This is a genomic window from Winogradskyella wandonensis, assembly GCF_004346845.1.
Lineage (GTDB): Bacteria > Bacteroidota > Bacteroidia > Flavobacteriales > Flavobacteriaceae > Winogradskyella > Winogradskyella wandonensis.
On sequence record NZ_SMGI01000002.1, the window covers coordinates 565,045 to 589,542 of the forward strand.

Genomic DNA, 24,498 nt, shown 5'->3' on the forward strand with positions numbered 1-24,498 from the left:
TATCAAAAGTATTTACTTTACAATACATTTATTTTATTTCAATTTTTATCTGCTTATCTTTGATAAAAACACAAGCTATGCTATCAAAAACTATAGAATCCGCACTGAATAAACAAATAAGAATCGAGGCAGAATCCTCACAAGTCTATTTAGCAATGGCGGTTTGGGCAGAAGTAAAAGGATTAGAAGGCATTTCTAATTTTATGTACGACCAATCCAACGAAGAACGCGAGCATATGCTTAAGCTCGTAAAGTTTGTAAACGAACGTGGTGGACACGCACATGTTAGCGAACTTGCCGCGCCAAACGTGTCATTCGATTCTTTTAAGCAAATGTTTGAAAAACTTTTAGAACACGAAATCTTTGTTTCGGAAAGTATTAATGAATTGGTGCATATTTCACTTCAAGAGAAAGACTATGCAACACATAACTTTTTGCAATGGTATGTAGCAGAACAAATTGAAGAAGAAGCTACGGCCAGAACTATACTTGACAAAATAAATATGATTGGCGATGACAAAGGCGGCTTATATCTGTTTGATAGAGATATTCAGCAATTAACCGTTGTGAGTTCTGCAGCACCAGAACCAGGCGCTTAAATGTTAAAGTTTATTTAGATTAAATTTAAATAATTAATTTTGCACCATCTTTAAAGAAGTACAACTCTGATTGAGACCTATTAGGAATGGGCAAAAAGAAAAAGGAAAGTAAAAAACTAAAAAAAGAACGTATTAAGATACTTGAAACCTCTGGAATAGAAACATTGGGTAAAGTAAAATCTAAATGCTGTAAGAAATATAAAAAAGCAGAACACAAACGTTGTAAGAAGTGTCCTTGTTTTGATTTACTTAAAAAAGTGGCCTAAACAGCTGCTTTTTTTGCTATGATAGTTTTACATTCTGTAATTTGTAATTTTAGAGTCGTTATATAGACTAAGTGCAAATGCAGTATCAATTCAAAGAATTCTCTACCAATGCCCTACTTAATGTCAGTGATGAGACCGCATTAGTATCTTTTTCCTCTCCTAAACAAACCCAACTTTACACATTTATCTGGAGTAAAGGCCAATTAATTGAGTTAGTTATAGATGGAGTTCCGTTTACTTTAATGCCACATACGATATTGGCATTAACACCAATTCAGTATTTACAAGTCACACATCTTGCCAAAGCCACAGTCTATCAATTTAATAGAGAATTTTATTGCATCAAGGACCATGATCAAGAAGTAAGTTGTGTTGGTATATTATTTTTTGGAAACTCTAATATCCCAACATTCGCACTAAATTCAACAGAACAACATAAATTTAATTTGCTGCACGAGGTTTTTATTGATGAGCTAGAAACAAAGGATACTATACAGGCCGAAATGCTTAGAATGCTTATGGCTCGTTTTATTATTAAAAGTACACGTTTATTAAAAGAAAAAAACGGTGTTTTAGAAACTCCAAAAAGCTCAAAAGTAGATTTATTACGCTCATTTAATTTTTTGGTAGAACAACATTTTAGAAATGAACATAGTGTAGGTTTTTACGCAGATAAGCTCCATAAATCTCCCAAAACCTTATCTAATACCTTTGCAAAACTCAATCAGAGTCCGCTTCAAATAATTCATGAACGTATTATTTTAGAAGCAAAACGCCTTCTTATTTACACAGATAAGCCTGCAAAAGAAATTGCTTACGAAATTGGTTTTGATGACGCTTCACATCTAAGCAGATTATTCAAAAAACATACTTCACAATCGCCATCAGAGTTTAAAAAGCAACTAAAAAAGGGTTATTAGGAAAAATTGATAAGTATTAGGGTAATTTCTTCATTCTTTAAGCTCTCGCTATCTCGCATCTTTGCATTGTAATACTAAAACAATAAAAAAGATGAAAAACACACACAAATCTCTATTTAATCTTATAGGAATATTTAGAAACACACCAAAAAGAATCGTAAATACAATAAGTCCTAGTTCTCATTGCGAGCACAAATTTATTCACGATTACTATTGCGATTCCGAGCAGCCATTTATTAGTCAAAAATAGATAGGGAATTATTGACAACTCAATAGGAAGAATTTACATTCTATAGAAAGAGGAATCGATTCACCTTTGTACCAACAAATTTTATAACTGAAAATCGTTTCAGAAAAAAATAATTAATAACAAATAAAATACTATTATGAGCACATTTAATGTACCAACAAGAGAAGACGTAAGCGAAAACAATCAAGTAATTTTCGACAATTTAACAAAAGCCTTAGGTTTTGTTCCTAATCTATATGCTACTTACGCTAATAGCGATACCGCATTAGAAAATTACCTCAATTTTGCAAATGCAAAAACATCACTTTCTGCAAAAGAAAAAGAAGTGGTTAACCTTGCTGTTAGCCAAGTAAATAATTGTATCTATTGTTTATCTGCACATACTGCAATAGGAAAAATGAATGGATTTACAGATGAGCAAATATTAGAATTAAGAGCTGGCTATTCTTCCGTTAATAACAAATTAGACGCTTTAGCTAAACTAGCTAAAAACATTACTGAAAATCGCGGAAATACAGATGAGGCTGTATTGAAAAACTTTTTTAATGCAGGTTATACAAAAGCAAATCTAATCGATACTATTTCTTTAGTAGGAGACAAAACCATTTCTAACTATATCCATAGTACTACAAAAGTCCCCGTTGATTTCCCTGTAGCTCAGCCTTTAGAATTAGAAATCGCCTAATTAATTATATAAATCAAAAACACAAAAAACATGAAAAAAATCATTTCAATCCTAGTTATTGCTTTAGTATTTGTAACCATATCAAATGCACAAGACCAAATGCAAAAAGACGCCATGATGAATGATGATACCGTGAAAACGATTTCTTTAGAACAAACTGAAGGCGTTTTTACACAGAAGTCATTAACCTTAAAAGAAGGGTCATATATTTTTGAAATCGCAAATAAGAACGCTGGTACCGATGTTGGATTTGTTTTAGTACCAAAAGGTAAAGATGCAAGCAACCCAGAGAACCATATACAAACAGCTTATGTTACTAACGTTGTAAAAGAAGGAAAGACAGAAACATCTAATACTACAAAACTAGCAAAAGGCGAATATGTATATTTTTGTCCGCTAAATAAAACACCTCAGTATACCTTGGTGGTAAAATAATTGTCGGTAAACACAAAAAAGGAGGTGTTTTCTATAATATCCCTCCTTTTTTTTGTTAAATCAGAATTAAAAATGTTAGTGTTTCGCTATTTTTATGCCCTAAAAAAAGTAGATTCAATAATTATGAAAAGAAATTACATAAAAAAGGCACTTTTTTTGTTAGTATGTCTTTTTAATTTTCTAGGACATTCTCAAGAATTAGATACAACCGATAGCTCTAGGATTTCAATAAATGGTCCTGTTTGTGAAATGCCTAAAACAACCGATATTGACAATAAAATTTTTATTCCGAGACCCGAATTTGTTAAAGAACGAATGAATAATACTTCTGAAAGAACAAGTTGTTCCACTTTTATTGTTAATTATTCTGGTTTTCCTCTTGGTAGCCCAGAAAGAGATGCATTTCAATTTGCTGTAGATATTTGGGAGAACTTGTTGGCTTCTAATGTGCCCATAAGAGTTAATGCTACATTTGCTCCTGCGGCTAACTCATCAAATTTAGGTTCTGCAAGTCCCGCATATTACAGGGAAGTCCCTGGCTTAACAAATCCTAACGCACAGGTATTGTATCCTGCTGCACTATACGAAAAGTTGACTGGTGTTGATGGTGACGGCATTAGTGGTGAATCCATAGATATTAATTGTAATTTTAACTCTAATAGATCTGATTGGTATTTTGGTACTGATGGTAATACTCCTTCTGGTCAATTTGATTTTGTAACTGTAGTTTTACACGAATTAGGACATGGTCTTGGAGTAGCGGGTTTTGGTATAGAAAATCCAACAGGTCAAGGCCGTATTAGACGCGATGCAAGTGGTTTTACAATATCTGCAAGTTCGAACCATGTTAGTATATGGGATACATTCATCCAGGCGAGAGCCCCTGGTTTCCCAATTACCAATGAACCTGTAATTGATGAAAACGAATTTGCAGACCCCTCTACCACATTATTTAATGCCTTCAGAGGTGGTGCTAATAGTACATTATCATGTTTTAGTCCATCAGTAGTACAAGAATATGGTGAAGCTGCAAGAACCTATGCTCCTGGCACCTTTAATCCCGGCTCAAGTTATAGTCACTGGGACGAAGTTGAATTTAATAATACTCCTAATGCGTTAATGACTCCGTTTGCAGCTCCTGCAGAGGCTATACATGACCCAGGGCCTATAACCCTCGCTTTTATGGAAGATATGGGATGGGAAAGATGTCAATCATTAAGTACAAATGATTTTGCACTAGAAGATATAAAAATTAGTCCCAATCCTTTTAGAGAAAGCTTAACCATTAATTTATCAACTCAACTTTCCAACCAAGAATTTAATATTTCTATCATCGATATTAACGGTCGCATTGTTGTAAATGATAAAGTAAGTAGCGGTAGTGAAATTACAATAAATAATTTAAGTGGTTTGGAAAAAGGTCTGTTTTTCTTGACTATAGAAAGCAAAAGTTCTGACTTAAGAATTACCAAAAAAATTATAAAACAATAATTATATTATTTCTAAAATAAAAAAGGGGAACATAAAGTTCCCCTTTTTTATTAAACTAATTTTACTTTATTATTTTCCAAGCATTAATAATTCGCTACAGACAACTTCTGTCGTATACCTTTTTATACCGTCTTTGTCCTCCCAGCTTCGAGTAGTTAGTTTACCTTCTATAGCAACTTCTTTTCCTTTGCCTATATACTTTTCTACAATCTGTGCTGTTTTTCCCCAAGCTACAATGTTGTGCCATTGCGTATCTGTTACTTTTTCGCCTTGAGCGTTTTTGTAACTTTCATTTGTAGCGATTGAAAATTTAGCTAATGTTTTGCCCGATTCTAAGTTTACAATTTCTGGGTCGTTTCCTAAGTTACCAATCAACTGTACTTTGTTTCTTAATGTGTTCATGTGTTCTAAAATTTTAATGTCCGCCTTGTCGGCGAGACAGGTTAAACAGTTAATACTATCGAGTTCTTATGTTTCGACAGTGCAAATATCTTACGGCAAGCAAATTTTATTCGGTTATTACGTATTTAAATTCGTTTGTAAATATTTGTAGTCATTTGTAAACGAATAATTAGTATATTGCAATGGCAGCTTAACCCTTTTAAAATCTGAAAGAATCGAAAGAAAACCAATCCATATTGAAACGCCTAGACTTATTCTAAGAGAATTTAAGTTAGATGACACTGATGCTCTTTTTAAGTTAGACTCCAACCCAATTGTGCATGAATTTTTAGGAAAAAAACCTGTAAAAGAAAAAGCAGAATCCGAAAAATATATCGAAGATTGCATCCAAAAATATGAGAGTCACAGTATATGCAGATTAGCAATTTTAGAAAAAGAAAGCGGTAATTTTATTGGTTGGTCTGGTTTACGATTTATCGACGATTATACCTTTAACGACCATACCAATTTCTATGATGTGGGTTACAGACTAATACCTAAGTATTGGAATAAAGGTTATGCAACAGAAGCTGGAAAAGCTTCGGTAGATTATGGCTTCAATATTCTAAATATCGAAACTATATATGGAATTACAGAAATAGATAATGTAGCCTCTCACAAAGCGCTACTTAAAATTGGATTAAACTACGTAGAAGATTTTAAACATACAGACGGAAGTACTTTAAGATGGTATAGTATTAAAAACAAAAATTATGAGTAAAGCTTGTCCAGAATGTGGTGATAAAATAATTGGCAGGATTGATAAGAAATTCTGTAGTGACGGTTGCAGAAATGCTTATAACAATCGTATAAACAAAGACTCTAAAAACCTTATCCGGAATACCAATAATAGATTAAGAAAAAACTACAGGATTCTAGAAGAATTGAACCCTGATAAAAAGACCAAAACCTCAAGAGCTAAGTTAGTAGAAAAAGGATTCGATTTTAAATATTTTACAAGTATTTATACCACAAAAGCAGGCACCGTATACTACTTTGTATACGACCAAGGCTATTTGCCGCTAGATGGCGATTTTTATGCTTTGGTAAAACGCAACGATTAACCTTTTGTAGTACTATTCCAGTTTTCGGATTTAAGCTGAAGCGCCGCCTTAAGGATATCTTTTTGACTTATCTGCCCAACAAGTTTTCCATTTTCGACAATTGGAAAACGTCTAATTTTTGAATTTAAAAACTTATTTGCTGCATCAAAAATATCCATATTACCATCAATGGTTTCCACATTTCTTATCATCCGCTTTTCGACCAAATCTTCTTCTAACGGCATATTATAATAACGGCTTTCACTTAATTGTTTTAAGCAATCGCCTTCAGATATTATACCTACAAGCTCATTTTTCTCATTAACTACTGGGCCACCAGAGATTTTATTTTTTATAATGGCTTCTACAACAGAATGTATCTTTTGATTCGGCTTAAAGGTTATAAGATTTGTAGTCATGTAATCTTTAACTCTTAGAGTTTTGTCGACCGTAGTATTATTTTGCTGCTTACGCGCACCTTGAAAACTTTTTATACCCATGACCTCTGTAATTTATGATGAATACTAAAGTTACTTAAAATTAACGAGTTAAACAAAAAGTAACCCTATCCTCTTATATTTGTATTGTATAAAGCGCTATAATTTGAAAAATAACTCCATTAGTGTTATCGGCTGCGGTTGGCTGGGACTTCCGTTAGCAAAACAGTTAGTTTCTTTAAACTATTTGGTAAAAGGTTCTACTACTAGCAGAATTAAACTTTCAAATTTAGAAAATATCGGAATTTCTCCGTTTCTAATTGAACTCAACGAATCGAATATAAAAGGAAATATTGAAGAATTCCTAAAAGATTCTGAAGTCTTAATTATTAATATTCCACCTGGAATAAGAAAAAATCCTAATAAAAATCATGTAGCAGAAATAGCTCAGCTAATGTCTTACGTAGAAAAAAGTACTGTAAAGTATGTTCTTTATGTAAGCTCCACTTCGGTTTATGCAGACGCCTTCCCGTTCCCTACTATTACAGAACAAACACCACCAAATGGCACATTGAAATCAGCAAAACAACTTATAGAAATTGAAAAATCTCTGAAAGAGAATACTAACTTCAAAACAACTATATTACGATTTTCTGGCTTGTTTGATGCAAATCGTCATCCAGGCAAAATACTCTCAGGCAGAGAAGATATTCAAAATCCTGAAGCACCTGTTAATCTTATTCATAAAGACGATTGTATTGGGATTATTCAATCTATAATAGAAAAACAATTTTGGGATGCAACGCTAAATGCATCTTTCCCCTATCATCCCACGAAAAAAGAATATTATACTAACTATTGCCAAAAGCATAACTTACAATTGCCAAAGTTTCAAACTGGCAATACTTCCAAAGGAAAAATAATCGATGGTTCCCTTTTGGCACAACTCTTGAAATACGAGTACCAAACTAGCCCCTAGGAAATTAATAAGTTTTTAAGAGCATTTAGTATTAATTTTCATAGATTTGGCGCACTAAATTTATTAATAATGAAGAAGATTACAATCGCAGTAGTAATGCTAATTTCAGCACTTAGTTTTGCTCAAGGTAATGCAGACCTAAAAGCACATTACGAAGCTTTTTACAAACAAATGAAACAACAAGGTGATGTGCAAGGCATCGTTAACGCTATGACTCACCTAGAGGTACTTGCACCATCACAAGCAAGAAGAGATACCTTAGCCTATCTTTACTTAACGGAAGGTCGTTACTTACAAGCATTAAACGTAGTAGGTATTGAAAAGAATGCCTCTGACTCGGACTTAAATGTAGAGGTAAAGGCTGTATCACTTAAAAATTTAAATGAAATTAAGAGAGCTATAGAGCATTACGAAGTTTTATTCAATAGAAATCCAAGTGCCCCTTTAGCCTATGAGTTAGCAGATTTAATGATGCAAGATAACCAAGATGCAGCTGCAAAGACTAAGATAGAATATGGTTTGGCTAATGTAAAAGACGATATGAAACGTGCATTTTACGAAACACAGCGTCCATATGAAACCTCATTAAAGGCAGCATTTCTTTATCTAAAAGGATTGGCATTATTTAAAGAGAATCAAGAAACAAATATAGACGCATCTTTAAAGTTAGTAAACGAAGCTCTAACAATTGACCCTAACTTTAATATGGCAAAACGTACTCGCGAAGCCTTAGAAGCTAAAAAAGCAGCTCCTAAAAATTAAACTAGGCTATTAAGACAAATAAAAAAATCCCGCTGACATGTCAGCGGGATTTTTTATAAACTAAATATTATCTACTCATCCTCAGGGCGACCAACATCGTTTTTGTCAAACTCTAGTTTCTTATTAATTACAAAAATGAGATTAGAATTGGCAATCAATAAATCCTTTATACTAGATAGCTTATTTTCAGCCGAGTAATTATCTAAAGTTAAATCGTTATTAAGTTTAAGTAGTTTTGTCTCTAATGCTGTAATTCTAGCGTTAACAGGCGTTGTATTAATAATTTTTGGAACGCTCACTCTTAGACTATCCATAAACGCTTTTAATGTATCTTTTTCTGCTGTAAAAAACGTTACGTCTGCTTTTTTTAGAAAAGATATTTGTGTTTCTAGTTCTTGAAATCTTGGCCACTCGCGCACTTCTCTTTCTGCATCAGAACTAAGTATGTAATCGTTATATTTAAAGTGCTCTATGGCACCAACAGAAATCTCTTTTTTAGACGATTTCTTTTCTGAGTCGGGATTTTGATTAGCCTCCATTTTGTCTCCGCATGCCATTAAAACAAACAAGCCCAGTAGTATAAAAAGATATTTGATATTCATCATACAAAACATTTCACGGTAAAGGTAAATAAACTGAATATTATACCATTTATTTTACCGTATTCAATTTATGCCTTAAAAATCCTAATTATCAGATTCTTAATATATTCTACTTTTTATGATTATTTTTTAAAATCACAGTGTCGATTCTTGTTATTTTTGTTGAAATTATCAAAACGAATATGTCTTCAAAGATTTTAATCATAGGTGCATGTGGCCAAATTGGTACCGAGCTTACAACGAAATTAAGAGAACTCTACGGTGTAGATAACGTGATTGCCAGCGATATTAACACAAGAAATTTAGACTTAGTTAACTCTGGCCCTTTTGAAATCATAGATGCTAAAAATTTTAATGCCATAAAAGATTGTTGTAAAAATTACAATATCGACACTGTATATCTTATGGCGGCTCTTTTAAGTGCTACTGGAGAAAAGTATCCGATGGAAGCCTGGGATTTAAACATGAATTCACTTTTTCACGTCCTTAATCTCGCCAAAGGTGGCGCCTTAAAAAAGGTGTTTTGGCCTAGCAGCATCGCAGTTTTTGGACCTACAACACCAAAAGAAAATACACCACAGCATACCATTTGCGAGCCAACAACAGTTTATGGGATTACTAAACAAGTAGGTGAGCGTTGGTGCGAATATTATCATAAAAAATACGGTGTCGATGTACGAAGTATTCGCTATCCAGGCATTATAAGTCACAAAGCTATGCCTGGTGGTGGGACAACAGATTATGCTGTAGAAATTTATCATAAAGCCATAAAAGAAGGTACTTATGAGTGTTTCCTTTCTGAAGACACAATGCTACCAATGATGTTTATGGAAGATGCGATAAAAGCAACTACAGATTTAATGAAGGCACCAGCTGAAAAAATTAACATTCGTTCTGCGTATAATTTAGCTGCAATTTCATTTACACCAAAAGAGGTATTTGAAAGTATTCAGAAACATATTCCAGATTTTACAATTACCTATAAGCCCGACTTTAGACAAGCTATCGCAGACAGTTGGCCCTCATCTATAGATGATAGTACAGCAAGAAAAGATTGGGGCTGGCAGCATGATTTTGATCTTGATAAAATGACTCAAGAAATGATTGAAAACTTGGAGAAACAAGTTTGTAAAGTTGATTTTTAAGCGTTTGAATTAAACAAATTAAACCTAACAACACATACTAAAACAAAAGAGGCTGTCTGAAAAGTGTTTATAATTATCATTTTGGGCGCCAGCCTTGACGCTAAGCAGGCAGTCGAAAAATATAGTTTATTCATTATCAAACAATTAGATTTCTCCTTTTTAGTCGAAATGACAGCAACACTTACTTTTCGGACAGCCTTTTTCTTCTTTTCCGCCTTGGATTAAGCTTAGACAATAATAATTTTCAGCTTATCTCAATGCTTCACTTATCGTACAATTTATTCCACAAAAAAAGTCCAACATTGCTGTTGAACTTTTATTGCTCCTCAGACTGGGCTCGAACCAGTGACCCTCTGATTAACAGTCAGATGCTCTAACCAACTGAGCTACTGAGGAAGATGTTTTTCGCTTTTAGCGAGCGCAAATATATAGTATTTTTTCATTTACAACAACCTAAACCATTTTTTTTTGAAGATTTTTTTCTTCAAAATTATTAGTTCGTTATGGCTTTAAAAATGTCGTTTCCGTTTGCAAATAAAACTAGTGCAATTAAGATAAAGAATCCAATAATTTGCGCGCGCTCTAAAAACTTTTCGCTCGGTTTGCGACCAGAAATCATCTCGTATAATAAAAACATAACGTGACCTCCATCTAATGCAGGAATTGGCAATAAATTAAGAATGGCTAACATAATGGAAAGGAAGGCTGTTAGTTTCCAAAAGGCCTCCCAACTCCAAAACTCAGGAAATACATCGTAGATGGCCTTAAAGCCACCCAAACCTTTATAAGCTCCTGTTTTTGGGTTAAATATGGCGCCTAACTGATCAAAATACCCAATAACTTCTTCTTTAAATTTATTTAATCCTCCACCAAAACTCTCAAAAAAGGTATAATCTCTTCTAGTGATATCCATATATCCCAATTCCTCAAATCTGTCTTCAGATATTAACGGATAAATACCCATTTTACCGTCATCACTTATTTTTATTTCGCGTGTAATTTCTTTATCGCCTCTTAGAAACGTTGCGTTAACGTTTTGATTTTTAAACTGGCTTAAGCCTTCATCAATCTGATCGTAATATTTAAGTTGTTCTCCGTTAATAGATAAAAGAACGTCGCCTTTAATTAAATCAACATTTCTATTCTGAAGCGTATCTTCAACTTCGGCAACTATAAACGGAAAACGCTTTTTAAATAAACTAGATTTAGCTTTTCGGGTCGATAATTGACCTAAAAAGTCCTCTGGTAAATCTATTTTCTTTTCGATACCATCTCTATCGATTGTAAAACTTTGCGCTGTAATTAGACTTCTTGTAACCTCGGAATGCGTTGTAACACTTTCTCCATTGACTTTTAATACCTTGTCTCCGGTTCTAAACCCTAATTCATTCATTATAGGGGCATCTATCCAATACCCATCTTTAAATCCGTCTAATGTGTAATCTTTATCTCCATATACAAATGAGATACCCACATAAATTACATAAGCCAAAATAAAGTTTACCGTAACTCCACCTAACATGATGATTAATCGCTGCCACGCCGGTTTAGAACGGAACTCCCATGGTTTTGGTGGCAAAGCCATTTGCTCTTTGTCCATACTTTCATCAATCATCCCGGCGATTTTTACATAACCGCCTAAAGGCAACCAACCAATTCCGTAAACCGTTTCGCCTATTTTCTTTTTGAAGAGTGAAAACTTCACATCAAAAAAAAGATAGAATTTCTCCACCTTGGTTTTAAATAATTTAGCTGGTATAAAGTGTCCCAACTCATGCAATACTATAAGCAAGGATAAACTAAGTAAAAATTGAGATATTTTAATTACAAACTCCATGTAGTCTTTTTCAAAAATTTCGATTGACAAAAGTAATCTTTTAAAGAGATTTAGAAAATTATTGACTTTCTATTAAAGAGTTTTTTAACAGCTTCTGTAGTAATCTGGTATTCAAACGTTAAATGCTGACAAAAATCATGAATAAAATTTGATTGAGATGTATCTTTGCAAAACTTAAATTTGGTCAATATTATGTCTCTAACTACATTCTTTAAAGATTACAAAAAGTTCGGAGTTTTCTTTTCGGTTTTATGCATTGTTATTATTGGAATAATCTACAATGTTCTTAACCAAAAAAAGCCTCTCCCTATTTGGAATCCAGAACGTGTTAACGAAGAAATGGTAGACGAAAGCATTCGTCATGTCTCTAAATACCACACTATAGCAGACTTTAGTTTAATTAACCAAAATGGCGAAACCATTACCCAAGACGATTATAAGGACAAAATCTATGTGGCAGATTTCTTTTTTACAACGTGCCAAACCATTTGTCCGATCATGACAGACCACATGTATCAGATACAAAAAGAAATAATTAGCGATGACGATGTGATGCTACTTTCACATTCCGTAACACCAGTAAAAGATAGCGTTCCTGTTCTTAAGGCCTATGCCGAAAAGAAAGGCGTTATAGACCGTAAGTGGAATCTTGTTACTGGCGATAAAAAACAGATTTACGACCTCGCTAGAAAAAGCTATTTAGCCGTAAAAACTGAAGGTAATGGCGATGTTTACGATATGATACACACTGAGAATTTCTTACTTATTGATAAAAAACGACAAATTCGTGGCTTCTATGATGGTACCAATCCTGAAGACATCGATAGACTTCTTGATGATATTAAAACGCTTAAATCTTTCGGTGGTTCTTAAAAATGTGTGAAGCTGATATCTTACACTAAATATTTTCACTTATTTTTGCTTCTTTAAAATTAATCTAAATAAATGAAACCCGATTTTTGTTGCGTTACACTTACAAAAATCGATGGTTAAATTTATGCCGACGAAAGTCGGTCTCTCATGAATAATTTGTGACAAAATTGACTTTAGCTGAATTAAAACGTGGACAACAGGGTATTATTAAGGACGTTTCTTCCAAAAGCATTCCTTTAAAACTTCTAGAAATGGGCTGTTTACCTGGCAATGCCGTAGAATTAGTGCAAGTTGCGCCTTTTTCAGACCCCATGTATCTTAACATTAATGGTACACATTTGGCGATTAGAAAAGAAACTGCCACACACATCCTAATTGAAACTACAACTAATGGGTAAGCAAATAAATGTAGCTTTAATAGGAAACCCAAATACTGGGAAAACATCCGTCTTTAATGCACTCACAGGACTCAACCAAAAAGTGGGTAACTATCCTGGAATCACTGTTGAAAAGAAAGAAGGCGTTTGCAAACTTCCAAGAGGTCTTAAAGCACACATCATAGATTTACCTGGGACGTATAGTCTTAATGCATCTTCTCTAGACGAAAGTGTCGTTATTGAGTTACTACTAAACAAAAATGACAAAGACTATCCGGACGTTGCCGTAGTGATTACAGATGTCGAAAACTTAAAGCGAAATCTTTTAGTTTACACGCAAATTAAGGATTTAGAGATTCCAACCATATTGGTTGTCAATATGTCAGACCGAATGGCTTACAAAGGCATATCGTTAGATATCTCTCATCTTGAAGAGCAATTAAAAACAAAAATTGCTCTTGTAAGTACTCGTAAAAATAAAGGTATTGATAACCTAAAAAATCTTATATCAAACTACAAAACACTTTCATCAGAGCCATGTTTGGATACTAGAGATATAGATACTGCATATTTCGAAGGTCTTAAAAAAGCATTTCCAAACCAATCTCTCTATAAGCTGTGGTTGGTGATAACGCAAGATGTCAACTTTGGAAAGGTAGATAGAAAAACAATTGCAGACACATCCGCATTTAAAACCAAATCAGAAACAGATCTAAAAAGACTTCAGCAAAAAGAAACGATTAAGCGCTACCAGTTTATTAATAATGTTCTAAAAAAAGGACAAAGTATCGACTTAAAATCGGCTAAGGACTTACGTATTAAATTAGATAGAGTTCTTACTCACAAAGTTTGGGGTTATCTAATTTTCTTTATCATTTTATTGACTATTTTTCAAGCTATCTATGATTGGGCTGAAGTACCAATGGACTTTATAGATAGTGCTTTTGCAAGCCTAAGTGAATGGACAAAAAATACACTTCCTGCTGGTGCATTTACAAATCTTTTAGCAGAAGGTGTGATTTCTGGGTTGGGTGGAATCGTCATTTTTATTCCTCAAATTGCATTTCTGTTTTTATTCATTTCCGTTTTAGAAGAAAGTGGCTATATGAGTCGTGTTGTGTTTTTAATGGATCGCATTATGCGTCGTTTTGGACTTAGCGGAAAGAGTGTTGTACCTCTAATATCTGGTACAGCATGTGCTATCCCAGCTATAATGGCCACACGTAATATCGAAAATTGGAAAGAACGTTTAATTACCATTTTAGTTACACCATTTACAACATGCTCGGCGCGTTTACCGGTATATTTAATTATTATTTCCTTAGTAATTCCTCAAGGAAGATTCTTAGGTTTAAGCTATCAAGCCTTGACCTTAATGCTATTGTATTTAATAGGTTTTGGAGCAGCTGTTGGCTCAGCATACTTACTAAATAAATTCATGAAGATGAAGTCGAAATCGTTCTTCGTGGTAGAAATGCCAAATTATAAATTACCTCTATTTAAAAATGTAGCTTTAACGGTTTTAGAGAAAACAAAATCTTTTGTTTTTGGTGCAGGTAAAATTATCCTTGCTATTTCTATTGTTTTGTGGTTTTTAGCTTCGTATGGCCCAGGAGAGGAGTTCAATAATGCTGAAGAAATTGTAACGGAACAATACGCTTCTCAAAATCTTTCTCAAGAAGAGCTAGACCAAAAAGTAGCATCTCACAAATTAGAACATTCCTTTATTGGTATAGTAGGTAGAGCCATCGAACCAGCCATTCGTCCATTAGGTTACGATTGGAAAATTGGTATTGCTATCGTTAGTTCTTTCGCTGCACGTGAAGTGTTCGTGGGGACTTTAGCTACAATATACAGCGTTGGAAGCGATGAAGAAGTCACTATAAAAAACCGAATGGCGGCAGAAGTTAACCCAATTTTGGGTGGACCTTTATTTAATTTAGCTTCGGGTATTTCACTCCTATTATTTTATGCCTTCGCCATGCAATGTATGAGTACGCTCGCCATTGTAAAACGAGAAACCAATACTTGGAAATGGCCAATGTTTCAATTAGTAACCATGACAGCTTTTGCCTATATTGTAGCATTAATTGCATACCAACTTTTAAAGTAAGGAAATAGAAAAGTTGACCACTAAAATAATATGAACGACATTCTACAAAACATATTAGTTTTTATCACCTTAGGATTAGCATTGACGTTCTTAGTACGGAAATTTATATTGAAACCAAAGAAGAAAGCAGTCAAAGCTTGTGGAAATAATGACTGTGGGTGTCATTAAATTATTGTACTAACTCTTCAAGCAAAAGTTTTAACTTATAATCGTCTTTTGGAACTTGATTATCTGCAACTGGATAAGGAAATAGTTCAACACCCGTGAGTTTTATAATTTCAGAATCAAATAAATTTCCTTTTTTATTTGGCATAAAAAAGGTCGGCGTAAAGACTATATTTTTTGTTGAAAGTTTTTTATTTTCTTTATAAACTTCGACAACAACCTTTGCTTCTCCTGCCACAACACACATTACTGCTTTTGGGCAACGCGAATCAGACAACACATCAATAAACCGGATTTTGTAATCATCAAACTCAAAACTATCTCCAATAGAGAGGTTGTAGACTTCTGTTAAAGTCTGTAATTCAGTTTCAGCTTCTTGTCCAAATAAGAGGAAAAAATAAAAACTGAATCCTAGTGTAAAAATTTGCTTCATACGTTAAAGACTGTTATTAAATAAAAGTGTGACAAAATATAGAAAATCATTTCTAATTAATTTTTTAGTTATATTTGAAAAATATTTAAGTATACTTAAATTTTAAATTAAAGCTATAAAAAATGTCTGTTGCTATAGAGAATTTCGTAAAAGCCATTTACAACAACGAGAATCAAGATATTACTAATACAAAACCTGGGAATATCGCTTCTAAATTAGGTATATCTAACGCTGCTGCAACTGACATGGCAAAAAAGCTAGACGCTAAAGGATTACTCAATTACGAAAAATACAAGGCACTTCGCCTAACAGAAGATGGCGAAAAAATGGCACTTAATGTTATTCGTAAACATCGCCTTTGGGAAGCCTTTTTGCATAAAACTTTTGATATGTCTTTGCATGAAATTCATCGCGAAGCAGAGCTTTTAGAACATGAAACATCGGACTTTTTAGCCGAAAAAATTAGCGAATATTTGGGTAATCCTAAGTTCGACCCACATGGTGACCCAATACCGAATGCTAAAGGCGAAATTACTACAGAAGACACCTCAATTCCGCTATCGCAAGCCAAAGAAAATACTGAGTATGTTATTTCAAGATTAATGAGTACAGATAAAGAATTCTTTGAGTTTTGTGCGCTAAACGGTATTAAATATGGAAATACGCTTACTGTAAAGAAGCAGTTTCAAAGCTCTAAAATGACACAAATCAAAATTTATACTAACACCATTGTCCTTAACGAGGATTTTACTCAAATCATATACGTAAATGAAATTAACTAAACACATAGTACAAGGACTTATAGTTATATTCACCATTCAATCTTTTTCCCAAGAACAAGAAGACAGATTCAGTAATCCTTTAGTTACTGACAGACCAGATGCGACTGAAGCGTCATCAACGGTAGGTAAAGGCGTACTTCAATTTGAAACAGGTGGACTTTACGAATCTTTTGAAGCAAACAATATTAAAAATGAAACATACACTTTTAACACGATGCTTATCCGTTACGGACTTTTAGATAACCTTGAGTTACGTTTAGGTTGGGACTTTGTTGAAGGTGTTACCTCCGTAAATGGCAACAAATTAGATAATGTAACTAGCGGATTATCACCATTGTTACTTGGATTAAAATTGGATATCGCCGAAGAAAATGGCGCTATGCCCGAGATTGCTCTAATCGGACATGTATTTCCTGTTTTTAGTGCTGGCGCAGACTACAGACCCGAAACCACAGGCGTTGATTTTAGATTATCCTTATCACATACGTTAAACGAAAAATCGAGTCTTGGCTATAACATCGGTGCTCAATGGGGTGACGATTCGCCAGAAGCTTCCGCCATCTACACTTTAGCTTACGGCTATAGTTTCTCTGATAAATGGGGAATGTATGCCGAAGTTTACGGCGACTTCCCCGAAGATAGTAAGGCTAACCATTATTGGGATGCTGGCTTTACCTATTTAGCTAACTATGATTTACAGTTTGATGTGTACTTTGGTACAAGTTTTACAGAAGGACAAGACCTTTTACTTGGTGCAGGACTAAGCTATCGCATAAAACCAAAGCAATAAACAATGAAAAAATTAATATATATTTTAGCTATAGCTCTCGTTTTTGGATGCAAAAACGATACCCAAACCAACGGGAAATTAAAAGTTGTCACCACAACTACAATGATTACCGATTTAGTTAAAAATATTGGTGGCGATTTTATAGAAGTTGAAGGATTAATGGGAAGCGGTGTTGACCCGCATTTATACAAAGCCAGTGAAGGTGATGTTAATAAATTAGTCAACGCCAATGTCATTTTTTACAACGGTTTACATCTCGAAGGAAAGCTTGTCGAAGTGTTCGAAAAGATGGAGCGCAGCAATAAAACTCAAGTAGCCTTAGGCGAAAATCTAGACAAATCTCAATTAATTGGTTCCGATTATTTTGCCTCTAATTACGATCCACATGTTTGGTTTAATATTGAATTCTTTAAGCAATTTGCAAAACAAGTCACTAAAACATTGTCTGAAAAAGACCCAAAAAACGCAGTGAATTATATTGAAAACGAAAAGAACTATTTAGCCAAATTATCGGCTTTAGAGTCTGAAGTTTCATCGGTAATTAATGCACTTCCAAAAGAAAAACGCATCTTGGTAACAGCACATGATGCCTTCAATTATTTTGGGAAAAATTATGATTTTGAAGTGGTTGGCTTACAGGGTTTATCCACAGCAACAGAAGCTGGTGTAAAAGATGTAAGAAAGTTAGCAGAATTCATAATAGAAAATAAAATCAAAGCTATTTTTATTGAAAGTTCTGTGCCAAAACGAACGATTGAAGCTTTAGTGGCAGCTGTAAAAGCAAAAGACCACGATGTTGAAATTGGTGGTACACTTTACAGCGATGCTTTAGGAAATGCTGGAACTTTAGAAGGCACTTACATTGGCATGTTTAAATACAACGTGAATACAATTGTTAATGCATTGAAATAATGGAACAAAAAATAGCTGTAAAAATAGACGACCTTACTGTAGCTTATAACTACAAACCTGTATTATGGGATATCGATTTAGAAATCCCTGAAGGCGTACTTATGGCTATAGTTGGTCCTAATGGCGCAGGAAAATCTACACTTATTAAATCTATTTTAGGTATACTAAAACCCATTGCAGGTAGTGTTAGTATCTACGATAAACCATACGAAAAACAACGTCAACTTGTAGCCTATGTACCTCAAAAAGGAAGTGTAGATTGGGATTTCCCAACAACAGCATTGGATGTTGTGATGATGGGAACATACGGAAGTTTAGGCTGGATAAGACGACCAGGACAAAAACAGAAAAAAGCGGCACTTGAAGCTTTAGAAAAAGTAGGTATGTTACCTTTTAAAGGCCGACAAATAAGTCAGCTTTCTGGTGGGCAACAACAACGTATATTTTTAGCACGTGCTTTAGTTCAAAATGCATCGATTTATTTTATGGATGAGCCGTTTCAAGGTGTTGATGCCACAACGGAAATAGCCATAATAAACATTCTAAAAGAATTACGAAAAGCAGGAAAAACAGTAATTGTCGTTCATCATGATTTACAAACCGTACCCGAATATTTCGATTGGGTAACGTTTTTAAACGTAAAGAAAATCGCCACTGGACCAGTTAAGGATATTTTTAATGATGATAATTTAACCAAAACCTACGGTATTAATTATAAAGTAAGTATCCAAGAGTAAACAGTTTTCAGTAACAGTATTCAGTTGGCAGTAAGCAGGAAACAGGAAACAGGAAACAGGAAACAGGAAACAGGAAACAGGAAAATAAGTTGTAAAAACATCGAATAAAACAAAAAGTAACTGGAAATTAATATCCCAGATTTCGACATAGTCGAAAAACATCAAAATGCAGAAATAAAGAGCGAAAGAATGAAGATGCGAGGCGAAGCCTCAGGCACGAAGTTCTGAAAGCGAATTTTGCTTCAGCAATTTCCTCATTTTGATTGTGATTTTTTGATTCGTTTTGCATCAAGGCAAAATGAATAGAACTAGAAAAACAACGACATAAGTCAATAAGCAAAAAATCCTGATAATTCAGGAAACAAATGGAACTATTAGAATACATAGAACTCGTTTTCACCGACTACACTTTGAGAACCATTACTCTGGGAACAGCCATTCTCGGTGCCGTAACCGGAATGCTTGGTAGTTTTGCTGTACTGCGAAAACAAAGTCTTCTCGGCGATGCCATTTCTCACGCTGCACTACCTGGAATTGCAATTGCGTTTTTAATCACTGGAGCAAAAGACACCAATACGTTACTGTTGGGTGCCTTAGTAAGTGGTTTAATTGGCACATTCTGGATTCGTGGAATCATAAAAAAAACACACTTAAAATCTGATACTGCTTTAGGGTTAATTCTCTCGTTGTTTTTTGGGTTTGGAATGTTGTTACTCACATTCATTCAAAAGCAACCCAATGCCAATCAAGCAGGATTAGACAAATATTTATTTGGGCAAGCGGCCACTTTGGTAGAAAGTGATGTTTGGCTCATGACCATGGTTACTGGACTTTGCGTTATTGTTTTATTATTATTCTGGAAAGAATTCAAAATCTTATTATTTGATGCAGATTACACAAAAACACTTGGTTTTAATACCAAAACCATCGATATATTAATTACAAGTTTTATTGTTTTAGCTATTGTTTTAGGATTGCAAACTGTTGGTGTTGTGTTGATGAGTGCCATGCTTTTAGCACCTGCTGCTGCAGCTCGACAATGGACCAATAGCTTGGCAAAAATGGTGTTTCTGGCTGCCATTTTTGGTGCGTTTTCTGGTGTATTTGGAACGGCAGTTAGTGCGAGTCAGAATAATCTATCAACAGGACCCGTTATTGTTTTGGTTGCCGCCGTATTTGTTATTATATCTTTTGTCTTTTCACCAAGTCGTGGGCTACTATTTAAACAAATTCGCTTCATAAAAAATAGACGTGATTTAGAATTGAATAAAACCTTAGCTTTTATGCATCAAATTGCGGAAACCCATGAAGATATTTCGCATCCGCATACCATTAAAATCCTCAATAATTTTCAAGGTTACACTAAAGGAACACTCCAAAAATTGGTTGACAAAGGCTTTGTGACTTTGGAAGGCAATATGTGGAGCATGACAAAAAAAGGCTATTCAACCGCAGCAAATTTATATAACCAGCAAACAAACGACGATGAATAGCGCTCAAATAGAAATACAACTTATTGCCAGTTTAGTTGCCATAGCTTGTGCTATTCCAGGAACGTTTTTGGTTCTCCGAAAAATGGCCATGATTAGTGATGCTATAAGTCATTCCATCTTGCCAGGAATAGTAATAGGTTTTTTTATAACGCACGATTTAAATTCGCCTTTACTGATTGTTTTGGCTGCGCTCTCAGGAATATTAACTGTAGTTTTAGTAGAATATATTCAGAAAACAGGGTTGGTAAAAGAAGATACGGCGATTGGTCTCGTTTTTCCTGCGTTGTTTAGTGTCGGCGTTATTATGATTGCCAAAAACGCCAACGATGTCCATCTTGATGTTGATGCCGTTTTGCTGGGCGAATTGGCATTTGCTCCATTCGACAGACTGATTATCAATGGCATGGACGTTGGACCAAAATCTTTATGGATTATCGGTGTAATCTTACTCATTACTTTAATACTTTTATTTGCGTTTTTTAAGGAATTAAAAGTCAGCACGTTTGATAAAGGCTTAGCAACATCTTTAGGTTTTTCTCCAGCGATTATTCATTATGGATTAATGTCAGTTTCATCGGTAACAACGGTTGGCGCGTTTGATGCTGTAGGTGCTATTTTAGTTGTAGCCTTGATGATTGCGCCTGCCGCAGCTGCCTATTTATTGACAACAGATTTAAAGAAAATGCTTATGCTCTCAGTTTGTTTTGGTGTATTTAGTGCCATTTTGGGTTATTGGGTTGCGCATTGGTTAGATGCTTCCATCGCTGGTTCTATAACCACAACTTTAGGCTTACTGTTTTTAATGGTGTATTTGTTTGCACCAAGCAAAGGTATAATTGCCGTGATGTATCGCGAAAAACAACAGCGTGCAGAAGTGTCTCTCATCACATTTTTACTTCACCTTCAAAATCATAATGAAGTTGAAGAACGCCATGTAAATCATCTCAGAGAACACATCAATTGGCAAAAAGTAAGAGCAACAAAAGTATTAGAATTAGCCAAAAAAAATAACATGATTCATATTGAAAATGATGTGGTATCACTTACCAATAAAGGTGAAACTTTTACCTCTAAAGCTATCGACTATATCATTACCAACAAAGATGCACAAATTGAAGATATGAAGGATGACTTCTTTTTGTTCCGAGGATAATGGGTTTACTTAAACCCACGCTCTTTCTGGATATGTTCGTAAGCTTCTTGTACTTGTCTAAATTTCTCTTCTGCGCCTTCACGGTGTTCTTCGCCCAAATGACTTAAACGGTCTGGATGATACTTTTTCGCCATCTTACGGTAGGCACGCTTTACCTCATCGTCAGAAACTGTTTTTTCAATTTCTAAAATCTTATAAGCATTATTCGTACTATTGTAAAACATGGCTTTTATGCTTTCATAATCACGACTACTAATACCCAAATAACCTGCTATCGTGTAAATCTGTTTAATTTCGTCTTGAGTCACTAATCCATCTGCTTTTGCAATGCCGAATAAAAAATGAAGCAATTGTAAACGTGACGCATGGTCCATCATCTGCTTTATTTGCATACAGACTTGACGTGTAGAAATATTTTGCTTGGTTATACCTTTAAACAAACGAAACGCCATATTTGCACGTTCTTTACCATACATATTGGTAAACTGCTGACGCACAAAATCGAGCTCACGCTGATCTTGTTTTCCATCGGCTTTAATAACTACTGAAGCTAAAATTAAAAGGCTTACCTCAAAATCTCCAGAACGGGTTTGTGCGCGTTGCTCTCGTTGTCTCCTTTGATATGTTGGTTGCTTATAAGGGTCGCGTCTACGCTTTTTCCCTGCTTGACGCTCGCCTAATAGCGGACTAGAATCTGCGGCATTATCGACTATACTTCCTAAAGCCAAACCAATTATAGCACCAATTGGCCCTCCGAAAGACCATCCTATTGCGGCACCTATCCATTTTGAAAAACTCATTCTATCATAGATTTTATGAATGTGTAAATATACTATTTGTTAGTGTATCACTCTTTTGTTTTGTTACACATTTGGTATCTTTGCAACTCAACTTGATAATTAAAATTAAAAAATATGTATCCACCAGAATTAGTAAAACCAATGCGTGAGGATTTAACCAATGTTGGTTTTGAAGAATTACATACAACAGAAGCCGTAGATAGTGCTATTGCAAAAGAAGGAACAACACTTGTGGTTGTAAATTCGGTTTGTGGCTGTGCTGCAGCAAATGCTAGGCCTGGCGCTCGTATGAGTTTACAGAATGCTAAACGTCCAGACAACTTAGTTACTGTATTTGCAGGTGTTGATAGAGATGCTACAAACAAAGCTAGAGAATATATGGTTCCTTTTCCTCCGAGCTCGCCAAGTATGGCATTATTTAAAGATGGAGAATTAGTACATATGTTAGAGCGTCACCACATCGAAGGTCGTCCTGCAGAATTGATTGCGGAAAATTTAATGGACGCATACAACGAGTATTGCTAAACATTAAAAACATAAATTTAAACCCTGACTTTTATCGTCAGGGTTTTTTATTTTTACTGCATGATGAAACTCTTAGCCTATCCACTTACTGTTTTATACTTTCTATGTTTTGGTTTAACCCTTGTTGTATTTCATCCTATACAATGGTTCTGCTTTAATGTCTTTGGTTATAAAGCGCATAAAGTGAGTGTAGATTGGTTACAGTTTTTTTTAATGCGCTGTCTTAATATTTTGGGTACACGCTTTAGTTTTAATAACCCTCATAGAATTGAGGTAGGACGTCCTGTAATTATTGTGGCTAACCATCAAAGCATGTACGATATTCCACCTCTGATTTGGTATTTGCGCAAACATCATGTAAAGTTTGTAAGTAAAAAAGAATTAGGAAAAGGCATACCAAGTGTTTCTTATAATTTAAGACATGGCGGCTCTGTTTTAATAGACCGAAAAGAGCCTCTAAAATCGATTACTGCTATTAAGGATTTTGCAAAACGTATTGCAAAGAATAATTGGGCTGCTGTGATTTTTCCCGAAGGAACACGAAGTCGAACAGGAAAAACAAAACCATTTAAAGCCAAAGGCCTTTTAACCATTTTTGCTAATGCCCCAGAGGCAGTAGTTCTACCAATTACTATAAATAACTCATGGAAAACGTTACGTTATGGAAAGTTCCCTATGGGATTGGGAGCACATATAAAATTTACAGTGCATCAACCTTTAGAATTGAATACATTTGATGATAAAGAAGCACTTATAAAACAACTTGAAGAAATCATTACAAAAGCTGTTATAGGAAAATGACCCAACTCATAGAAAATACTATAAGGTTTGTAAAAACTGAGCTTAAAGATGCTGAAGGCGGACATGATTGGTTTCATATCGAGCGTGTTTACAAAAACACTTTACTAATTGCTAAAACTGAAAATGTAGATATAGAAATTGTTTCTCTTTCAGCTCTACTTCATGATATTGCCGACCCAAAGTTTTATGATGGTGATGAAACTGTAGGTCCAACAAAAGCTCGTGAGTTCTTATTCAAAGAAAATGTAGACAGCAAGATTATAGAACACGTCGTTGCTATTATCGAAAATATATCTTTTAAGAATTCACTAGAAAGTGGAGTGAAATTTACCTCAAAAGAGCTTGAAGTTGTGCAAGATGCAGACCGTTTAGATGCTATTGGTGCCATTGGTATTGCGCGTTGTTTTAATTACGGTGGGTTTAAAAACAGGGCGTTGTACAATCCAGAAATTAAGCCCAACCTCAACATGTCTAAAGAAGAATATAAATCTTCTGAGGCTCCAACAATTAATCATTTTTACGAAAAGCTATTGCTTTTAAAAGACAAAATGAATACTAAAACTGGAAAGCAGATTGCAGAAAAACGGCATCAATTTATGGAGTTATACCTCACACAATTTTATGGGGAGTGGCAAGGGAAACTATGAGATTT

At 34.5% G+C, this 24,498-nt stretch carries 29 protein-coding genes and 1 tRNA gene; 23 read left to right on the plus strand and 7 right to left on the minus strand.

Annotated elements, in window-relative coordinates:
• Positions 1-77: 77 nt before the first annotated feature.
• The 6 genes from DFQ05_RS07240 to DFQ05_RS07265 all read left to right on the plus strand — a co-directional run bounded on the left by DFQ05_RS07240 (position 78) and on the right by DFQ05_RS07265 (position 4,646).
• Positions 78-599 carry a ferritin gene (locus DFQ05_RS07240; protein WP_132704727.1) on the plus strand — a complete coding sequence of 174 codons (522 nt, stop codon included), beginning with the start codon at positions 78-80 and terminating at the stop codon, positions 597-599.
• A gap of 86 nt (positions 600-685) precedes the next feature.
• Entirely contained in the window at positions 686-865 is a 180-nt protein-coding gene (locus DFQ05_RS07245) for a hypothetical protein (RefSeq protein ID WP_132704728.1), read from the plus strand.
• 77 nt (positions 866-942) lie between these two features.
• A complete protein-coding gene (locus DFQ05_RS07250) occupies positions 943-1,785 on the plus strand; it encodes a helix-turn-helix domain-containing protein (protein WP_132704729.1) in 843 nt (280 codons plus the stop codon).
• A 386-nt stretch (positions 1,786-2,171) separates the two neighbouring features.
• Complete coding sequence (locus tag DFQ05_RS07255) at positions 2,172-2,720, plus strand: carboxymuconolactone decarboxylase family protein (protein WP_132704730.1); 549 nt, start codon at positions 2,172-2,174, stop codon at positions 2,718-2,720.
• Between the two features lie 30 nt (positions 2,721-2,750).
• The gene (locus DFQ05_RS07260; RefSeq protein ID WP_132704731.1) at positions 2,751-3,155 is read left to right on the plus strand and encodes a cupredoxin domain-containing protein; all 405 of its coding nucleotides are present in this window, start codon (positions 2,751-2,753) and stop codon (positions 3,153-3,155) included.
• 123 nt (positions 3,156-3,278) lie between these two features.
• The gene (locus DFQ05_RS07265; protein ID WP_158281897.1) at positions 3,279-4,646 is read left to right on the plus strand and encodes a T9SS type A sorting domain-containing protein; all 1,368 of its coding nucleotides are present in this window, start codon (positions 3,279-3,281) and stop codon (positions 4,644-4,646) included.
• A gap of 69 nt (positions 4,647-4,715) precedes the next feature.
• Here the strand turns inward: DFQ05_RS07265 and DFQ05_RS07270 are convergent, their stop codons facing one another.
• Positions 4,716-5,048 carry a single-stranded DNA-binding protein gene (locus tag DFQ05_RS07270; RefSeq protein WP_132704733.1) on the minus strand — a complete coding sequence of 111 codons (333 nt, stop codon included), beginning with the start codon at positions 5,046-5,048 and terminating at the stop codon, positions 4,716-4,718.
• A 253-nt stretch (positions 5,049-5,301) separates the two neighbouring features.
• Between DFQ05_RS07270 and DFQ05_RS07275 the strand changes: the two genes are divergently transcribed.
• Together DFQ05_RS07275 and DFQ05_RS07280 are read left to right on the plus strand one after the other, a co-directional pair.
• The gene (locus DFQ05_RS07275; protein WP_241974246.1) at positions 5,302-5,808 is read left to right on the plus strand and encodes a GNAT family N-acetyltransferase; all 507 of its coding nucleotides are present in this window, start codon (positions 5,302-5,304) and stop codon (positions 5,806-5,808) included.
• Positions 5,801-6,151, plus strand: a complete 351-nt coding sequence (locus tag DFQ05_RS07280; RefSeq protein WP_132704735.1) for a hypothetical protein — start codon at positions 5,801-5,803, stop codon at positions 6,149-6,151. The genes DFQ05_RS07275 and DFQ05_RS07280 overlap by 8 nt, the downstream gene beginning before the upstream one ends.
• Here DFQ05_RS07280 and DFQ05_RS07285 read toward each other — a convergent pair.
• Positions 6,148-6,630 (minus strand): CBS domain-containing protein, encoded by a 483-nt coding sequence (locus DFQ05_RS07285; protein ID WP_132704736.1) that lies wholly within the window; start codon positions 6,628-6,630, stop codon positions 6,148-6,150. The two genes, DFQ05_RS07280 and DFQ05_RS07285, sit on opposite strands and share 4 nt — an antisense overlap.
• Positions 6,631-6,733: 103 nt before the next feature.
• On the opposite strand from DFQ05_RS07285, the gene DFQ05_RS07290 reads away from it, so the two are divergent.
• Positions 6,734-7,546, plus strand: a complete 813-nt coding sequence (locus DFQ05_RS07290) for an NAD-dependent epimerase/dehydratase family protein (protein ID WP_132704737.1) — start codon at positions 6,734-6,736, stop codon at positions 7,544-7,546.
• A 69-nt stretch (positions 7,547-7,615) separates the two neighbouring features.
• On the plus strand, positions 7,616-8,308 hold the full coding sequence (locus DFQ05_RS07295; RefSeq protein ID WP_132704738.1) for a hypothetical protein: 693 nt from the start codon (positions 7,616-7,618) through the stop codon (positions 8,306-8,308).
• Between the two features lie 71 nt (positions 8,309-8,379).
• Here the strand turns inward: DFQ05_RS07295 and DFQ05_RS07300 are convergent, their stop codons facing one another.
• On the minus strand, positions 8,380-8,913 hold the full coding sequence (locus DFQ05_RS07300; protein ID WP_132704739.1) for a hypothetical protein: 534 nt from the start codon (positions 8,911-8,913) through the stop codon (positions 8,380-8,382).
• A gap of 179 nt (positions 8,914-9,092) precedes the next feature.
• Between DFQ05_RS07300 and DFQ05_RS07305 the strand changes: the two genes are divergently transcribed.
• Positions 9,093-10,055 (plus strand): L-threonine 3-dehydrogenase, encoded by a 963-nt coding sequence (locus tag DFQ05_RS07305; RefSeq protein ID WP_132704740.1) that lies wholly within the window; start codon positions 9,093-9,095, stop codon positions 10,053-10,055.
• 322 nt (positions 10,056-10,377) lie between these two features.
• Here DFQ05_RS07305 and DFQ05_RS07310 read toward each other — a convergent pair.
• Together DFQ05_RS07310 and rseP are read right to left on the minus strand one after the other, a co-directional pair.
• Positions 10,378-10,451, minus strand: a tRNA-Asn gene (locus DFQ05_RS07310).
• Between the two features lie 97 nt (positions 10,452-10,548).
• Positions 10,549-11,892: an RIP metalloprotease RseP gene (gene rseP, locus DFQ05_RS07315; RefSeq protein ID WP_132705105.1), complete on the minus strand. Its 1,344-nt coding sequence runs from the start codon at positions 11,890-11,892 to the stop codon at positions 10,549-10,551.
• 192 nt (positions 11,893-12,084) lie between these two features.
• Between rseP and DFQ05_RS07320 the strand changes: the two genes are divergently transcribed.
• The 3 genes from DFQ05_RS07320 to feoB all read left to right on the plus strand — a co-directional run bounded on the left by DFQ05_RS07320 (position 12,085) and on the right by feoB (position 15,255).
• Positions 12,085-12,765, plus strand: a complete 681-nt coding sequence (locus DFQ05_RS07320) for an SCO family protein (RefSeq protein ID WP_132704741.1) — start codon at positions 12,085-12,087, stop codon at positions 12,763-12,765.
• A gap of 167 nt (positions 12,766-12,932) precedes the next feature.
• Entirely contained in the window at positions 12,933-13,163 is a 231-nt protein-coding gene (locus tag DFQ05_RS07325) for a FeoA family protein (protein WP_199221972.1), read from the plus strand.
• Entirely contained in the window at positions 13,156-15,255 is a 2,100-nt protein-coding gene (gene feoB / locus DFQ05_RS07330) for a ferrous iron transport protein B (RefSeq protein WP_132704743.1), read from the plus strand. The genes DFQ05_RS07325 and feoB overlap by 8 nt, the downstream gene beginning before the upstream one ends.
• Before the next feature lie 169 nt (positions 15,256-15,424).
• Here the strand turns inward: feoB and DFQ05_RS07340 are convergent, their stop codons facing one another.
• A complete protein-coding gene (locus tag DFQ05_RS07340) occupies positions 15,425-15,853 on the minus strand; it encodes a hypothetical protein (RefSeq protein ID WP_132704745.1) in 429 nt (142 codons plus the stop codon).
• A gap of 122 nt (positions 15,854-15,975) precedes the next feature.
• On the opposite strand from DFQ05_RS07340, the gene DFQ05_RS07345 reads away from it, so the two are divergent.
• The 6 genes from DFQ05_RS07345 (at position 15,976) to DFQ05_RS07370 (ending at position 21,720) form a co-directional block, all read left to right on the plus strand.
• Positions 15,976-16,635 (plus strand): metal-dependent transcriptional regulator, encoded by a 660-nt coding sequence (locus DFQ05_RS07345; RefSeq protein ID WP_132704746.1) that lies wholly within the window; start codon positions 15,976-15,978, stop codon positions 16,633-16,635.
• Positions 16,622-17,425 carry a transporter gene (locus DFQ05_RS07350; protein ID WP_132704747.1) on the plus strand — a complete coding sequence of 268 codons (804 nt, stop codon included), beginning with the start codon at positions 16,622-16,624 and terminating at the stop codon, positions 17,423-17,425. Before DFQ05_RS07345 ends, DFQ05_RS07350 begins: the two co-directional genes overlap by 14 nt.
• 3 nt (positions 17,426-17,428) lie before the next feature.
• Positions 17,429-18,337, plus strand: coding sequence for a metal ABC transporter solute-binding protein, Zn/Mn family (locus DFQ05_RS07355; protein WP_132704748.1), 909 nt, complete (start codon positions 17,429-17,431; stop codon positions 18,335-18,337).
• Positions 18,337-19,074: a metal ABC transporter ATP-binding protein gene (locus tag DFQ05_RS07360; protein WP_132704749.1), complete on the plus strand. Its 738-nt coding sequence runs from the start codon at positions 18,337-18,339 to the stop codon at positions 19,072-19,074. The genes DFQ05_RS07355 and DFQ05_RS07360 overlap by 1 nt, the downstream gene beginning before the upstream one ends.
• 365 nt (positions 19,075-19,439) lie before the next feature.
• A complete protein-coding gene (locus tag DFQ05_RS07365; RefSeq protein ID WP_132704750.1) occupies positions 19,440-20,567 on the plus strand; it encodes a metal ABC transporter permease in 1,128 nt (375 codons plus the stop codon).
• Positions 20,560-21,720, plus strand: coding sequence for a metal ABC transporter permease (locus tag DFQ05_RS07370; protein WP_132704751.1), 1,161 nt, complete (start codon positions 20,560-20,562; stop codon positions 21,718-21,720). The genes DFQ05_RS07365 and DFQ05_RS07370 overlap by 8 nt, the downstream gene beginning before the upstream one ends.
• 5 nt (positions 21,721-21,725) lie before the next feature.
• Here DFQ05_RS07370 and DFQ05_RS07375 read toward each other — a convergent pair whose 3' ends face one another.
• Positions 21,726-22,520 carry a TerB family tellurite resistance protein gene (locus tag DFQ05_RS07375; RefSeq protein ID WP_132704752.1) on the minus strand — a complete coding sequence of 265 codons (795 nt, stop codon included), beginning with the start codon at positions 22,518-22,520 and terminating at the stop codon, positions 21,726-21,728.
• A 114-nt stretch (positions 22,521-22,634) separates the two neighbouring features.
• On the opposite strand from DFQ05_RS07375, the gene DFQ05_RS07380 reads away from it, so the two are divergent.
• From DFQ05_RS07380 to DFQ05_RS07390, 3 genes are read left to right on the plus strand one after another with little or no spacing between them, the layout of a single operon-like run.
• Complete coding sequence (locus tag DFQ05_RS07380; RefSeq protein ID WP_132704753.1) at positions 22,635-23,045, plus strand: BrxA/BrxB family bacilliredoxin; 411 nt, start codon at positions 22,635-22,637, stop codon at positions 23,043-23,045.
• A 60-nt stretch (positions 23,046-23,105) separates the two neighbouring features.
• Positions 23,106-23,846, plus strand: a complete 741-nt coding sequence (locus DFQ05_RS07385; RefSeq protein WP_132704754.1) for a lysophospholipid acyltransferase family protein — start codon at positions 23,106-23,108, stop codon at positions 23,844-23,846.
• The gene (locus tag DFQ05_RS07390; RefSeq protein WP_132704755.1) at positions 23,843-24,493 is read left to right on the plus strand and encodes an HD domain-containing protein; all 651 of its coding nucleotides are present in this window, start codon (positions 23,843-23,845) and stop codon (positions 24,491-24,493) included. The genes DFQ05_RS07385 and DFQ05_RS07390 overlap by 4 nt, the downstream gene beginning before the upstream one ends.
• Positions 24,494-24,498: the final 5 nt, after the last annotated feature.

Bases quoted from the DNA above. Each gene is read 5' to 3' on its own strand.
- DFQ05_RS07320 (WP_132704741.1), top strand. From the start codon at position 12,085: ATGTCTCTAACTACATTCTTTAAAGATTACAAAAAGTTCGGAGTTTTC.
- DFQ05_RS07280 (WP_132704735.1), top strand. From the start codon at position 5,801: ATGAGTAAAGCTTGTCCAGAATGTGGTGATAAAATAATTGGCAGGATT.
- DFQ05_RS07250 (WP_132704729.1), top strand. From the start codon at position 943: ATGCAGTATCAATTCAAAGAATTCTCTACCAATGCCCTACTTAATGTC.
- DFQ05_RS07375 (WP_132704752.1), bottom strand. From the start codon at position 22,520: ATGAGTTTTTCAAAATGGATAGGTGCCGCAATAGGATGGTCTTTCGGA.
- DFQ05_RS07390 (WP_132704755.1), top strand. From the start codon at position 23,843: ATGACCCAACTCATAGAAAATACTATAAGGTTTGTAAAAACTGAGCTT.
- DFQ05_RS07305 (WP_132704740.1), top strand. From the start codon at position 9,093: ATGTCTTCAAAGATTTTAATCATAGGTGCATGTGGCCAAATTGGTACC.
- feoB (WP_132704743.1), top strand. From the start codon at position 13,156: ATGGGTAAGCAAATAAATGTAGCTTTAATAGGAAACCCAAATACTGGG.
- DFQ05_RS07240 (WP_132704727.1), top strand. From the start codon at position 78: ATGCTATCAAAAACTATAGAATCCGCACTGAATAAACAAATAAGAATC.
- DFQ05_RS07245 (WP_132704728.1), top strand. From the start codon at position 686: ATGGGCAAAAAGAAAAAGGAAAGTAAAAAACTAAAAAAAGAACGTATT.
- DFQ05_RS07355 (WP_132704748.1), top strand. From the start codon at position 17,429: ATGAAAAAATTAATATATATTTTAGCTATAGCTCTCGTTTTTGGATGC.
- DFQ05_RS07345 (WP_132704746.1), top strand. From the start codon at position 15,976: ATGTCTGTTGCTATAGAGAATTTCGTAAAAGCCATTTACAACAACGAG.
- rseP (WP_132705105.1), bottom strand. From the start codon at position 11,892: ATGGAGTTTGTAATTAAAATATCTCAATTTTTACTTAGTTTATCCTTG.
- DFQ05_RS07295 (WP_132704738.1), top strand. From the start codon at position 7,616: ATGAAGAAGATTACAATCGCAGTAGTAATGCTAATTTCAGCACTTAGT.
- DFQ05_RS07370 (WP_132704751.1), top strand. From the start codon at position 20,560: ATGAATAGCGCTCAAATAGAAATACAACTTATTGCCAGTTTAGTTGCC.
- DFQ05_RS07285 (WP_132704736.1), bottom strand. From the start codon at position 6,630: ATGGGTATAAAAAGTTTTCAAGGTGCGCGTAAGCAGCAAAATAATACT.
- DFQ05_RS07380 (WP_132704753.1), top strand. From the start codon at position 22,635: ATGTATCCACCAGAATTAGTAAAACCAATGCGTGAGGATTTAACCAAT.
- DFQ05_RS07350 (WP_132704747.1), top strand. From the start codon at position 16,622: ATGAAATTAACTAAACACATAGTACAAGGACTTATAGTTATATTCACC.
- DFQ05_RS07265 (WP_158281897.1), top strand. From the start codon at position 3,279: ATGAAAAGAAATTACATAAAAAAGGCACTTTTTTTGTTAGTATGTCTT.
- DFQ05_RS07255 (WP_132704730.1), top strand. From the start codon at position 2,172: ATGAGCACATTTAATGTACCAACAAGAGAAGACGTAAGCGAAAACAAT.
- DFQ05_RS07360 (WP_132704749.1), top strand. From the start codon at position 18,337: ATGGAACAAAAAATAGCTGTAAAAATAGACGACCTTACTGTAGCTTAT.
- DFQ05_RS07365 (WP_132704750.1), top strand. From the start codon at position 19,440: ATGGAACTATTAGAATACATAGAACTCGTTTTCACCGACTACACTTTG.
- DFQ05_RS07300 (WP_132704739.1), bottom strand. From the start codon at position 8,913: ATGATGAATATCAAATATCTTTTTATACTACTGGGCTTGTTTGTTTTA.
- DFQ05_RS07260 (WP_132704731.1), top strand. From the start codon at position 2,751: ATGAAAAAAATCATTTCAATCCTAGTTATTGCTTTAGTATTTGTAACC.
- DFQ05_RS07270 (WP_132704733.1), bottom strand. From the start codon at position 5,048: ATGAACACATTAAGAAACAAAGTACAGTTGATTGGTAACTTAGGAAAC.
- DFQ05_RS07385 (WP_132704754.1), top strand. From the start codon at position 23,106: ATGATGAAACTCTTAGCCTATCCACTTACTGTTTTATACTTTCTATGT.
- DFQ05_RS07340 (WP_132704745.1), bottom strand. From the start codon at position 15,853: ATGAAGCAAATTTTTACACTAGGATTCAGTTTTTATTTTTTCCTCTTA.